Genomic DNA, 14,057 nt, shown 5'->3' with positions numbered 1-14,057 from the left:
AATATATATGTCAAAATAAAAAAAGCAACTTTTCAAAGTTTATTTAATAATTTTTGTTCGCTTGGAGTCTACCGTGTCACTTTGTCTTTGGAAACAGTGTCTTGACCGGTTGCAGGATGAGCTACCATCTACAGAATTTAGTATGTGGATACGCTCTCTGAAAGCCAAACTAAACAATAATATTTTAGAAATATATGCTCCAAATCAATTTATATTAGATTGGGTACAAGATAAATATTTAATTAATTTTAAATCAATATTACAAGATTTCTGCGGTTCTAATGCACCATTAATAAAATTTAAAGTATATCAAATTTCTAAAGAAAAAAAATTTAAAAAAAACACTTTAAAAAAAATAAATAATCAAAATGAAGAAAAGATTTGGGATAAGATACCAACTTTTCAAAAATTATCTTACCGTTCTAACATTAATAAAAAATATAATTTTGAAAATTTTATAGAAGGAAAATCGAATCAATTAGCAAGAGCAGCAGCTTCACAGGTAGCAAATAATCCTGGAAATTCTTACAATCCACTATTTTTATATGGAGGTACAGGTTTAGGAAAAACACATTTATTACATGCTATAGGAAATGGAATACTAGCATATAAATATAATGTAAAAATTGTCTATATGCATTCTGAACGTTTTGTACAAGATATGGTAAAAGCAATAAAAAACAATGCAATTGAAAAATTTAAACTATACTATCGTTCTGTTGATGCATTGTTAATTGATGATATTCAATTTTTTGCACATAAAGAACATTCGCAAGAAGAATTTTTCCATACATTTAATGCTCTTTTAGAAGGTAATCAACAAATTATTTTAACTTCTGATCGCTATCCTAAGGAAATTAATGGTGTTGAAGATCGTTTAAAATCAAGATTTGGATGGGGCCTAACAGTAGCTATTGATCCACCAGAACTAGAAACTAGAGTGGCTATAATAATAAAAAAAGCTGACGAAAATAATATTATATTACCTCATGAAGTTGCTTTTTTTATAGCTAAACATCTGCATTCTAACGTTCGCGAATTAGAAGGGGCTCTAAATAGAGTTATTGTTAACGCTAATTTTTCTCATCGTTCTATTACTGTAGAATTTGTTCGTGAAGCACTTAGAGATATATTAGTTTCACAAGAAAAACTTATTACAATTGATCAAATACAAAAAACAGTTGCAGAATACTATAAAATAAAGGTAGCAGATTTATTATCTAGAAGACGTTCTCGTTCAGTAGCGCGACCCAGACAAATGGCTATGGCTATGGCAAAAGAATTAACAAATCATAGCTTACCTGAAATTGGAGATGCTTTTAGCGGAAGAGATCATACCACTGTATTACATGCTTGTCGAAAAATTGATCAATTACGCGAAGAAAGTCATGATATTAAAGAAGACTTTTCAAACTTAATCAGAACTTTATCAGTGTAAAATTATGCAATTTACTATTAAAAATGATATTTTAATTAAAAGTTTAAAAAAAATTACTCGATTATTAGTCAAAAATCATTCATTTCCTATTTTAGAAAACATACTTATTCAAATTAAAAATGACATATTATCTTTAACAACAACAAACTTAGAAATAGAACTTATATCAAATATAAAAATTTTAAAAAAAAATATATCTGGAAAAATAACAATTTCAGGTAAAAAACTTTTATATATTTGTCAAAATTTATCTGAAAAATCAGAAGTTAAAATACAATTAAAGGAAAAAAAAATACATATTTCTTCTGAAAGAAGTAAATATATATTAAGTACTTTATCTGCTGATAAATTTCCAAATCATCAAAATTTTCAATATACTTCTGATTTTTATCTATCATCACAATTTTTAAAAGAAATAATAGAAAGAATAAGTTTTTCAATGGGAAAACAGGATGTTCGATATTATCTAAATGGTATTTTTTTAGAAAAAAAAGGTGATGTTCTTCGTGGAGTTGCAACAGATGGATATAGATTAGCTACATCTTATTTTTTAGTAGAAAAAAAAATTAATTCTTTTGCAATTATTATTCCTAATAAAGCAATAATGGAACTATACAAATTATTAACTACAGAAATAAAATTATTACATATTTTCATTGGTACTAATAATATAAGAATAAATATAAATAATTTAACTTTTACTTGTCAATTAATTGAAGGTGAGTACCCCGATTATAAGACTGTTTTGCTCAAAAAAAAATTGCATGTAATTATGTGTAATTGTGTATTACTAAAAAAATCACTATTACGTGCTTCTATTTTAGCACATGAAAAATTCTGTGGAATTGAAATAAAAATTGAAAATGGAAATTTTAAAGTAATATCTGATAATCAAGAAGAAGAGACTGCTGAAGATACATTTTCAATTGATTACTTTGAAAAAAAAATAGAATTATCAATAAATGTTTATTATTTACTAGATGTAATAAATACTATAAAAAGCGAAAAATTTTTATTATTTGTAAATAACTCTGAATCTTCGATACAAATTAAAGAAGAAGAGAATTCTCCAAGTACATATCTGATAATGCTATTAAAAAGATAATATTAATTAATTTAAAAAAAATTTATGATTGTAGATAATAATAGAAAACTATAAATAAAAAAATAAAACAGGAAATAAAATGACAGATAATTACAATTCTTCTAAAATTAAAATATTAAGAGGACTAGATGCTGTTCGAAAAAGACCCGGAATGTATATCGGAGATACTGACGATGGAAGTGGATTACATCATATGGTTTTCGAAATTGTAGATAATTCTATCGATGAAGCATTAGCAGGTTTTTGTAAAAAAGTTATAGTAATTATTCATTTAGATAATTCTATTTCAATACAAGATGATGGTAGAGGTATTCCAACTGATATACATGCTGAAGAGAAGATTTCAGCCGCAGAAGTTATTATGACAATGCTTCATTCAGGTGGCAAATTTGATAATTCTTCCTATAAAATATCAGGTGGACTCCATGGAGTTGGAATATCAGTTGTAAATGCTTTATCAGAAAAATTAGAACTAATAATTTATAAAAATAAAAAAAAATTTCAACAAATATACCATAATGGAAACCCAGAGTCTTCTTTAAAAATAGTAGGAAAAACTAATAAAACAGGTACATATATAAGATTTTGGCCTAGCTATAAAATTTTTACTAATAAAATAGAATTTCAATATGAAATTTTATCTAAACGATTGCGTGAACTGTCTTTTCTAAATTCTAATATATCTATTTTTTTAAAAGACCATCGTACTCATTTAGAGGATCATTATCACTATAAAGGCGGTATTAAAGCGTTTATTAAATTTCTTAATCAAAATAAATTACCAATTAATTTACATATATTTCATTTTCGTTCTATTAAAGATGGAATAGAATTAGAAATAGCAATACAATGGAATGATTCACATCAAGAAAATATACGTTGTTTTACTAATAACATCCCTCAAAAAGATGGTGGAACACATTTAGCAGGATTCCGTTCAGGATTAACACGTACATTAAATCTACACATAGAACGTGAAGGATATAATAAAAAAAATAAAACAATTATTACAGGAGAAGATACACGAGAAGGTTTAACAGCAATAATATCAATTAAAATACCTGATCCTAAATTTTCTTCACAAACAAAAGATAAACTAGTTTCCTCGGAAGTAAAATCAGTAATAGAATCACTAATTAATGAAAATCTTATCGAATATCTTTTAGAAAATCCTATTGATTCAAAATCTATAATTCAAAAAATAATAAACTCAGCAAAAATGAGAGAAGCTGCAAAACGAGCAAGAGAAATAAATAAAAAAAAAGGAACACTAGATTTAGGTGCATTACCTGGAAAATTATCTGATTGTCAAGAAAATAATCCTAAATTATCAGAAATTTATTTAGTAGAAGGAGACTCAGCTGGCGGATCAGCTAAACAAGGTAGAAACCGAAAAAATCAAGCAATTCTTCCTTTAAAAGGGAAAATATTGAATGTACAAAAAACAAAATTCGAAAAAATGTTATTATCTCAAGAAGTAGCATCCCTTATTACTGCATTAGGATGCGGAATTGGAAATAACGAATATAATTTATCTAAACTACGATATAATCATATTATTATTATGACTGATGCAGATGTAGATGGTGCGCATATTCGAACACTATTGTTGACTTTTTTTTATCGTCAATTACCAGAACTAATTGAAAAAGGATATATTTATATTGCTCAACCACCTTTATATAAAGTCAAAAAAGGAAAAAAAGAAAAATATATTAAAAATGATGAGGAAATGCATAAATATCAGATGAAAATAGCTTTAAAAGAAATAACTATAAAAAACACAAAAAATAAAGATGTTAATAATATAAAAGAATTTCAAAAAATAATAGATGAATTCAATCAAATTCAAAAAAAAAACCACCTGCCTGAATCAATATCAAATGCACTAATTTATCACTCTCATCTAGATAATTTAAAAAATAAAAAAATAGTTCAAAATTGGATAGAAAAACTAGTAAAAGTATTAAACATTCAAAATCAAAATAACACTATATATACAGCAAAAATTAAAAAAAATGAAAAAGAAAAGATATTTGAACCAAGTATAGTCACTTCGAGATATGCAAATCAAATACAATATGATTTGAAGTATGATTTTTTAACAAGTAATGAATATGTTTCTATGACAAATTTAGGACAAAAATTTTGTAAATTCAAAAAAAATAACAAATTTATAGAAAAAGGAGATAATCTCTATAAAATAAGTGACATCAAAAATACATTAGAATGGTTAATAGAAGAATCAAAACGTGGTTTATTTATACAACGATATAAAGGATTAGGAGAAATGAACCCAGATCAATTATGGAATACGACAATGAATCCTGAAACACGAAATATGCTGCAAGTTACAATACAAGATGCAATATCTGCCAATAATTTGTTTAATACACTAATGGGAGATGCAGTAGAACCAAGAAGAATATTTATTCAAAAAAATGCCTTAAAAGCACAAAATATAGATATTTAATCTATAAAATCGAAAAATTTTTTACTAATAATTGCGGCGGGAGAAACCAGCCGCGAAAAATTTTTTATTTTTTAAATTTATCTATAATTTCAAGTACACGTAACTTTGCAATAGCTTTAGAAATTTCAAGTAAAATATCGTCTTTTTTTAGACCAATATTATCTTTTTGAAAACTTTCTTCAGCTTTTTTCTTCGCTTGTAAAACACGTTCACGATCTAAGTCAAAACCACGAATAACTACATCCGCTAAAATAGATACAGTAGCAGGTTGAACCTCTAAAATCCCTCCAGATATATAAAGACATTCTTCTTTTTTATTTTGGTGAAAAATGTGTATTATACCTGGTTTAATTATACTTAATAATTGAGTATGTCCTGGATAAATTCCCATTTCCCCTTCACTTCCAGATACTTTTATCTTATCTATTAATCCAGAAAATATACGTTTTTCAACACTAACGATATCTAAATAAAAATCCATGTATATATCCAAAAAATATTTAATTATAATAGTTTTGATTTTTCAATGGCTTCTTCAATTGTTCCTACCATATAAAAAGATTGTTCTGGTAAATTATCAAACTCACCTTCTATAATACCCTTAAAAGCACGAATATTATCTTTTAAAGACACGTATTTTCCTGGAAAACCAGTGAATACTTCTGCCACAAAAAAAGGCTGAGATAAAAATCTCTGTATTTTACGTGCCCTTGAAACTAATAATTTATCTTCTTGAGATAATTCATCCATTCCTAAAATTGCAATAATGTCTTTTAGTTCTTGATATCTTTGTAAAATTAACTGTACACCACGCGCTGTTTCATAATGTTCTTCTCCTACAATATAAGGATCTAACTGACGACTAGTCGAATTTAAAGGATCAATTGCTGGATAAATACCTAATGCAGCTATTTGACGACTAAGTGTTACTGTAGAATCTAAATGTGCAAATGTAGTTGCTGGAGATGGATCTGTCAAATCATCTGCTGGAACATATACTGCTTGAACAGAAGTAATTGAACCTTTTTTAGTTGAAGTAATTCTTTCTTGAAGTATGCCCATCTCTTCAGATAAAGTCGGTTGATAACCAACAGCAGATGGCATTCGACCAAGTAATGCAGAAACTTCTGTTCCAGCCAAAGTATAACGATATATATTGTCAATAAACAATAAAACATCTCTACCTTCATCACGAAATTTTTCAGCTATTGTCAATCCTGTAAAAGCAACACGCAATCGATTACCAGGAGGTTCATTCATTTGACCATATACAAGAGATACTTTATCTAGTACTTGAGAATCTTTCATTTCATGATAGAAATCATTACCTTCTCGTGTTCTTTCACCAACTCCGGTAAAAACTGAATAACCAGAATGCTCTATTGCAATATTTCTGATTAATTCCATCATATTAACTGTTTTACCTACACCCGCTCCACCAAATAAACCAACTTTACCACCTTTGGAAAAAGGACAAATTAAATCAATAACTTTTATTCCTGTTTCTAATAATTCTTGAGAAGCAATTTGTTCTTGATAACTTGGAGGAGAACGGTGAATTTCCCAATATTCTAAATTAGAATTATCAGAATTTTTTAAAGGTCCCTTATCATCTATTGTTTTACCTAAAACATTAATTATACGACCTAATGTAGCTCGTCCTACTGGGATTTTTATATAATGTCCAAGATCAATAACAGCTATACCCCTTTTTAAACCATAAGTTGAACCCATAGCAATAGTTCGAACAACCCCAGATCCTAATTGCTGCTGTACCTCTAAAATAAGTTGTATATGTTTATCTTTTACTTCTAGAGCATTATATATCTTTGGCACTGAATTTTGATCAAATTCTACATCTACCACCGCACCAATAATTTGAATAATTTTTCCAGTAGCCATTGTTTTAACCTTTAACTAATTTTAATCCGCTGAAACTGCCGATGCTCCTGAAATAATTTCAGTTAATTCTTGAGTAATATTCGCTTGACGAATTTTATTATAAACCAACTGTAATTCCTGAATACGATTCCCGCTATTATCAGTAGCGGTTTTCATCGCCACCATACGAGCAGCCTGCTCACTTGCAATATTTTCCAAAATACCTTGATAAATCTGAGATTCAATATAACGATCAAATAATGTATCTAAAATTAATTTAGATTCCGGTTCATATAAGTAATCCCAATTTATTTTTTTTTTGTAAAGTATTTTTTTTTCGCTGTGTAATGGGAGAAGCTGACTAATAGTAGGATACTGAAGAAGTTTGTTCTGAAATTTGTTATAAGCAATAAAAACTCTATCAATTTCATTTTTTTGATATTTTTCTAAAAAAATTTTAATTGAACCAATTAATTTTGATATTTCCGGTTTTTCACCTAATTTAGTTACAGAAGAAATAATAGAACCACTATATAATTTAAAAACAGATAAACTTTTTAAACCAAATAATATTAAATCACAAGGAATGTTAATTTTAGCAAAATCTTGAATTTTAAATAGTACTTGTTTAAAAAGATTAGTATTTAAACTCCCACATAAACCTCGATCAGTAGAAACTATAATTATACATGCTCTTTTAATATTTCTACTTTCTAAATAACTATGTTTGTATTCTAAATTACCTTGTAAAATATGATGAATTACTTTTCCAATAATTTCACAATATGGCCGACCTAATCGCATTCTTTCTTCTGTTTTTCTCATTTTGGAAATAGCTACCATCTCCATAGCTTTAGTAATTTTTTTAGTATTAATAACACTATTTATTTGATTTTTTATTTCTTTTGTACTAGTCACTAGTTTCTCTTAATAAAATTAAATATCATTAATTTATTTTAACATTGAGAACCTTTAAATTTATTAATCAATGTTATGAATTTCTGTTTTATATTCGCATTAAAATGACCATCTTTATTTATTGATTTGATTAAATCTAAATGATAATTATGAAAATATATTAAAATTTCATTTTCAAAACGCATAATATTATTTATAGAAATATCATCAAGAAAATTATTTTCAGCAATAAAAAACATTAATCCTTGTTCCGCTATAGACATAGGTCTATATTGCTTTTGCTTTAATAATTCAGTAATTTTTTGACCATATATTAATTGTTTTCGAGTTGTTTCATCCAAATCAGATGCAAACTGAGAAAAAGCAGCAAGTTCATGATATTGTGCTAATGCTGTACGAATGCCAGAAGATAAATGTTTAATAATATTAGTTTGTGCTGCACTACCAACACGGGAAACAGATATACCTGCATTAACAGCTGGGCGAATACCAGAATTAAACAAACTAGATTCTAAAAATATTTGTCCATCAGTAATAGAAATCACATTTGTAGGAACAAATGCAGAAACATCTCCAGATTGTGTTTCAATAATAGGCAACGCAGTTAATGAACCAGTTTTTCCGATGATTTGACCTTTAGTAACTTTTTTTACATGTTCTTTAGAAACACGAGCTGATCTTTCTAATAAACGCGAATGAAGATAAAATACATCTCCGGGAAATGCTTCTCTTCCAGGTGGTCGACGTAACAATAAAGAAATCTGACGATATGCTATTGCATGTTTTGATAAATCATCATACACAATTAAAGCATCTTTTCCACGATCACGAAAATATTCTCCCATTGCACAACCTGAATAAGGAGCTAAATACTGTAAAGAAGCTGATTCTGATGCTGATGCAACAACAATAATAGTATTACACAAAGCATTGTTTTCATCTAATTTTTTAACAACATTTATAACTGTCGATAATTTTTGTCCTATAGCAACATAAATGCATGGTATATCAAATTTTTTTTGATTAATAATTGTATCGATTGCAAGTGCAGTTTTTCCTGTTTGTCGATCTCCAATAATCAATTCACGTTGGCCACGACCAATAGGGACCATTGCATCAATAGCTTTATAACCAGTTTGAATTGGTTCATTAATTGATTTTCGTTCGATCACACCAGGCGCATCAGCTTCTACTGGTAGATAAATATTATTTTTTAAAGAACCTTTACCATCAATAGGAACACCTAAGGCATTAACTACTCTGCCTAAAAGTTCAATACCTACAGGTACTTCTAAAATTTTTCCTGTACACCGAACTTTAGTACCTTCAACAATATGAATATAAGGTCCCATTACTACAGCACCAATTGTATCTCTTTCTATATTTAATGCAATTGCATATTCATTATTAGATAATAAAATCATTTCTCCTAACATGACATTAGAAAGACCATAAATTTTTATAATACCGTCATTAACAGAAATAATAGTACCTTCATTATAAGATTGATTAAATACTTCAAATTGAGAAATTCTTTCTTTAATTAATTGACTAATTTCTGTAGAATTTAATTGCATATATAATATTCTCTTAAAATTTTAAAATATTAGACAATTGCTGCAAATGATTACGAATAGAAAAATCAAATACTGTATCATTTATTTTAATAAGTATACCATCAAGTATTAGATGATCAATTTTATATACAAAATTAATTTTACATAATAGTATTTTTTCTAAAACCGAACGTATTTTAATAATATGATTTTCTTGTAAAGAATACGCTGATGTAAGTTCAACGACTATATTTTTTTCATAAGAATTTAGTAAATTTAAAAAATTTTTTAATATATGGCCAAATATTTTAAAACGCTGATTTTTCGCTAATAATTTTATTAAATTTTTTGCATTTTCATCAATTTGATCACCAGCAATAAAAATAAAACATGATGATAAATAATTAGCTGACAAAGATCCGGATAAAAATTGTTCAATTTTTTTTGAAGAAACGATATCATTAATAAAAATTAGCATTCTCTTCCATTTATTTATGGATTTTTTTTCAATTGCTAATTCAAAAATTGCTCGAGCATATGGTCTAGCAATAGTATCAAATGATGACATTGATATTTCCACCTACATTAATTTTTTATTTTTGACAAAGAAACAATTGATTTATTTATCCAATCTTTGTTTTGATCCTTTTTAATATTTTTTTGAATAATTTTTTCAGCTATAGCAATAGATAAATTTACAATTTCTTTATGTAAATTTTTACGTGCAAGCATAATTTGCATATCAATTTCTAATTGATTCTTTAAAAAAATTTTTTTACTTTCTTCAACAGCATAGTTTTTAGCATTCTCTAAAATTAATGTTTTTTGTTTATTTGCTTCATTGATAATAAATGAAGCTTTTTGTTTAGAATCTTCAATTTTTTTATTCATTTTTTCTTGAATAAGAATAAATTCTTCTTCAGATTTTTTTAATTTTAACAAAGATTTTTTAATTTTTTCTTGTCTTTTTTCGATAGCCAAAATAATAGGGGGCCATACATATTTCATACAAAACCAAACAAATAAAAAAAATGAAAGTGCTTGTCCAAGAATTGTCGCATTCAAATTCACAATAATAAACCTTAATTATTACGTATTAAAATAGAAATTAATCTTTACGCTATCTAAGAAACGTAAAGATTGTACTTATAATTTAAAATTATAAAATTTTTTAAAAAAATTAAGAAATAGCAAAAAGCATATATAGACCTAAACCAACTGCAATCATTGGAATAGCATCTACTAAACCCATCACTACAAAAAACTGCGTGCGCAACAAAGGAACTAAATCAGGTTGTCTTGCAGCTCCTTCCAAAAATTTACCACCTAAAATACCAATACCAATTGCTGCTCCAATTGCCGCTAATCCAATCATGATCGCTACTGCTATATACAACATGTCAGAATTTAAATTTTCCATTACAAACTCCTGTTTTCAATATAATTGTAGTCAATTTTAATCTTAATGAGATTGTGAAGCTATTGACAAATAAACAATTGTTAATACCATAAAAATAAAAGCCTGTAGAGAAATTATTAAAATATGAAAAATAGCCCATGGCACATTTAAAACAAATTGCAACCACCATGGAAGTAAACCAGCAATTAAAATAAAAATCATTTCACCAGAATACATATTTCCAAAAAGACGTAATCCTAAGGAAATTGGTTTTGATAATAAAGAAACAAATTCCAATAAAAAATTAAAAATAAAAAATATAGGATGTTTAAAAGGGTGCAAAGTAAGTTCTCTAAAAAAACCAACTAATCCCTTTGCTTTTAAACTATAAAATAAAATTAAAAAAAACACACCTAATGACATTGATAACGTAATATTAATATCTGCAGATGGTACAATACGAATTGTAGAAAATCGAAAAAATTTTTCGGAAAAAAAAGGAAATAAATCAATAGGAATTAAATCCATTAGATTCATCAAAAAAACCCAAATAAAAATTGTTAATGACAAAGGTGCAATAAGAGGATTATTACCTTGATACATAGTTTTTACATTAAAATTAACAAAGTCAAAAATTAATTCAATACAAGCCTGCAATTTATTTGGAACACCAGTTGTAATTTTTTTTGCTACTATATAAAAGACACTTAAAAAAAAAGATCCCAATATAAGAGAAAATACTATCGAATCAATATTTAAAATCCAAAAATGAGAGACAATATTTCCTGGTTCAACAATTTTAAAATTACTTAAATCTATTTGCAAATGATTTAAATGATGACTGATGTATTTTTGAGGATTTGTTATTTTCTCTAAAAACATAATTTTTCTCATTTATTTTACATAGTTTAAATAAAAATAAAATAACTAATTTTAAAAATTATCAAAAAAAATATTAAGCAAAAACCTAAAAAATTATCTTTAATAATTAATATGATTATCTATTATTTAGTAGAAACTTTAAATGAGTTATTTCTACTTTGTAATTTTTAAAATTTATTATTTTTATTTAAAATATTTTTATTTAAACAAATTGGAAGTGAATTTTAATAGTTAAATAAATTATTATATGTTTAAAAATAAAAAAAATCTTAAAAAACATAATTTTTTTTATAATATTCCCTTTTGAGATATATCAATAAAATTGATATAGTAGCTGGTGTTATACCAGAAATACGTGATGCTTGACCAACAGAAACTGGTTTATAATCATTTAATTTTATAGCCGCCTCAAGAGATAGACCTTTAATTTTGTTATAATTAAAAGTAGGTGATAAGGGAGTATGTTCATTTTTTAAATGTCTATTAATTTCTTCTAATTGTCTCTTAATATAACCTTCGTATTTAGCATCATTTTCGATTTGATTTGCTGCTTCTAAATCATTAATTCCAGTTTGAAACGAATTTAAATAAGATAAATTTTTATATGTAATTTCTGGACGTTTTAATAAATGCAAAATTGTAGTTTCTCGATTTAAAAAAATATTGAATCTTTTTTTTAAAATATTAGCATCGGGGGATTTAGGATAAATTTTAATTTTTTTTAAACGATTTCTTTCATTGGAAATATTCAATATTTTTTCATTATAGCGAATCCATCTTGGATGATCTATTAAACCAAATTTATAAGCAATTTCAGTTAAACGCAAATCAGCATTGTCTTCTCTTAAAGTTAATCTATATTCAGCTCGAGAGGTAAACATTCGATATGGTTCGTTTGTTCCTTGCGTAGTTAGATCATCTATCAATACACCTAAATAGGCTTGATGACGTTTAGGAAACCATTGTTCTTTATTTTTTGCTCTTAATGCTGCATTTAAACCTGCTAAAAGACCTTGAGCAGCAGCTTCTTCATAACCAGTTGTACCATTAATTTGACCAGCTAAAAAAAGATTTTTAATCCATTTACTTTCCAAAGTAAGATTTAAATCTTTAGGATCAAAAAAATCATACTCTACTGCATAACCAGGGGTGATAATTTGAGATTTTTCTAGTCCTTTTATAGATCTCACTAACTTTTCTTGAATATTTAATGGTAAACTAGTTGAAATACCATTAGGGTATATTTTAATACTATTTAACCCCTCCGGTTCTAAAAATATCTGATGTGCTTTTCTATCAGGAAAGCGCATGATTTTATCTTCAATAGAAGGACAATAACGAGGTCCTACGCCCTTAATTATACCTGTATATATAGGACTTTTATCTAAATTTTTACGTATAATTTCATGTGTTTTTTCATTAGTATAAGTAAGATAACATGGTATTTGAGAGGGATGATTAGATACATCTCCCATGAACGAAAAAACTGGAGTAGGTAAATCACCATGTTGTACAAATAACTCATTAAAATTAACTGTAGTAGTATTAATTCGAGGTGGCGTACCAGTTTTTAATCTATTTACACGAAGAGGTAACTCCCGTAAACGAGCTGCTAAATCTATAGAAGCTTTTTCTCCTTTTCTTCCAGAAGAATAAGTTTGTAAACCTATGTGTATTTTCCCACCTAAAAAAGTACCTGTAGATAATATAACAGAAGTAGAATAAAAACTTACATTATTCTGTGTTAAAACACCTATTACTTGATAATTTTTAACAATTAAATCCTTTACTTCCTCTTCTAAAATTAACAAATTAATCTGTTTTTTCAATAATTTTTTAACATTGTATGAATATAGTTTTCTATCAGCTTGAGCTCTAGTAGACCTTACGGCAGGACCTTTTTTAGAATTTAAAATTCTAAACTGAATTCCTGAATAATCAATAACTTTAGCCATCAAGCCACCTAAAGCATCTATTTCTTTCACTAAATGACTTTTCCCGATCCCACCAATAGCAGGATTACAAGATAAAACACCTATATCCGTATTTTTTTGAGTTAATAATAACGTTTTACAACCTATTCTCGAAGAGGCAGCAGCAGCTTCAGTGCCAGCATGTCCCCCACCAATAACAATAACATCAAAATTTTTTGAATCTAAGTTTAACATACACACAAAATGCCCATTTCAAATATTCAAATTATTCTATACAGTATTAATATTTTAATCAAGATGACATATAACAAAATGTTAAATAAAAAAAACTAAATTAAATATTAATTTTTTTTATTTAACTAAAAAAAAAAAAACAAAAAACATTTATTATTAGAAAATACAAAATCTGTGGATAAGTAACGTGTCATATTGATAATCAAAGAACTTATTTAATTAACTAACTGTGTACAA

The 14,057-nt window shown here is 26.7% G+C and carries 12 protein-coding genes; 3 read left to right on the top strand and 9 right to left on the bottom strand.

What is annotated here, in order from left to right; translation table 11 throughout:
- The first annotated feature begins 73 nt into the window (after positions 1-73).
- The 3 genes from dnaA (at position 74) to gyrB (ending at position 5,016) form a co-directional block, all read left to right on the top strand.
- A complete protein-coding gene (gene dnaA, locus AB4W74_RS00060; RefSeq protein ID WP_367681989.1) occupies positions 74-1,438 on the top strand; it encodes a chromosomal replication initiator protein DnaA in 1,365 nt (454 codons plus the stop codon).
- A 4-nt stretch (positions 1,439-1,442) separates the two neighbouring features.
- Positions 1,443-2,543: a DNA polymerase III subunit beta gene (gene dnaN / locus AB4W74_RS00055; protein ID WP_367681988.1), complete on the top strand. Its 1,101-nt coding sequence runs from the start codon at positions 1,443-1,445 to the stop codon at positions 2,541-2,543.
- Between the two features lie 79 nt (positions 2,544-2,622).
- Positions 2,623-5,016: a DNA topoisomerase (ATP-hydrolyzing) subunit B gene (gene gyrB / locus AB4W74_RS00050; RefSeq protein WP_367681987.1), complete on the top strand. Its 2,394-nt coding sequence runs from the start codon at positions 2,623-2,625 to the stop codon at positions 5,014-5,016.
- A gap of 64 nt (positions 5,017-5,080) precedes the next feature.
- On the opposite strand, the gene AB4W74_RS00045 is transcribed toward gyrB, so the two are convergent.
- From AB4W74_RS00045 to mnmG, 9 genes are all read right to left on the bottom strand, one after another.
- Positions 5,081-5,503: a F0F1 ATP synthase subunit epsilon gene (locus AB4W74_RS00045; RefSeq protein WP_367682263.1), complete on the bottom strand. Its 423-nt coding sequence runs from the start codon at positions 5,501-5,503 to the stop codon at positions 5,081-5,083.
- Positions 5,504-5,520: 17 nt separating this feature from the next.
- Positions 5,521-6,918, bottom strand: coding sequence for a F0F1 ATP synthase subunit beta (gene atpD / locus AB4W74_RS00040; protein ID WP_367681986.1), 1,398 nt, complete (start codon positions 6,916-6,918; stop codon positions 5,521-5,523).
- Positions 6,919-6,939: 21 nt separating this feature from the next.
- Complete coding sequence (gene atpG, locus AB4W74_RS00035; RefSeq protein WP_367681985.1) at positions 6,940-7,815, bottom strand: F0F1 ATP synthase subunit gamma; 876 nt, start codon at positions 7,813-7,815, stop codon at positions 6,940-6,942.
- A gap of 38 nt (positions 7,816-7,853) precedes the next feature.
- The gene (gene atpA / locus AB4W74_RS00030; protein WP_367681984.1) at positions 7,854-9,392 is read right to left on the bottom strand and encodes a F0F1 ATP synthase subunit alpha; all 1,539 of its coding nucleotides are present in this window, start codon (positions 9,390-9,392) and stop codon (positions 7,854-7,856) included.
- A 13-nt stretch (positions 9,393-9,405) separates the two neighbouring features.
- Positions 9,406-9,939, bottom strand: a complete 534-nt coding sequence (locus AB4W74_RS00025) for a F0F1 ATP synthase subunit delta (protein ID WP_367681983.1) — start codon at positions 9,937-9,939, stop codon at positions 9,406-9,408.
- Between the two features lie 17 nt (positions 9,940-9,956).
- The gene (locus AB4W74_RS00020) at positions 9,957-10,442 is read right to left on the bottom strand and encodes a F0F1 ATP synthase subunit B (RefSeq protein WP_367681982.1); all 486 of its coding nucleotides are present in this window, start codon (positions 10,440-10,442) and stop codon (positions 9,957-9,959) included.
- A gap of 109 nt (positions 10,443-10,551) precedes the next feature.
- Positions 10,552-10,791, bottom strand: coding sequence for a F0F1 ATP synthase subunit C (gene atpE / locus AB4W74_RS00015; protein WP_367681981.1), 240 nt, complete (start codon positions 10,789-10,791; stop codon positions 10,552-10,554).
- Between the two features lie 42 nt (positions 10,792-10,833).
- Positions 10,834-11,652 carry a F0F1 ATP synthase subunit A gene (gene atpB, locus AB4W74_RS00010; protein ID WP_367681980.1) on the bottom strand — a complete coding sequence of 273 codons (819 nt, stop codon included), beginning with the start codon at positions 11,650-11,652 and terminating at the stop codon, positions 10,834-10,836.
- Positions 11,653-11,921: 269 nt separating this feature from the next.
- Entirely contained in the window at positions 11,922-13,820 is a 1,899-nt protein-coding gene (mnmG, locus tag AB4W74_RS00005; RefSeq protein ID WP_367681979.1) for a tRNA uridine-5-carboxymethylaminomethyl(34) synthesis enzyme MnmG, read from the bottom strand.
- Positions 13,821-14,057 lie beyond the last annotated feature (237 nt).

Origin of the sequence: Buchnera aphidicola (Hyalopterus amygdali) (assembly GCF_964059015.1) — a bacterium.
GTDB lineage: Bacteria > Pseudomonadota > Gammaproteobacteria > Enterobacterales > Enterobacteriaceae > Buchnera > Buchnera aphidicola_BN.
This window is presented reverse-complemented; position numbering and strand designations above follow the sequence as displayed.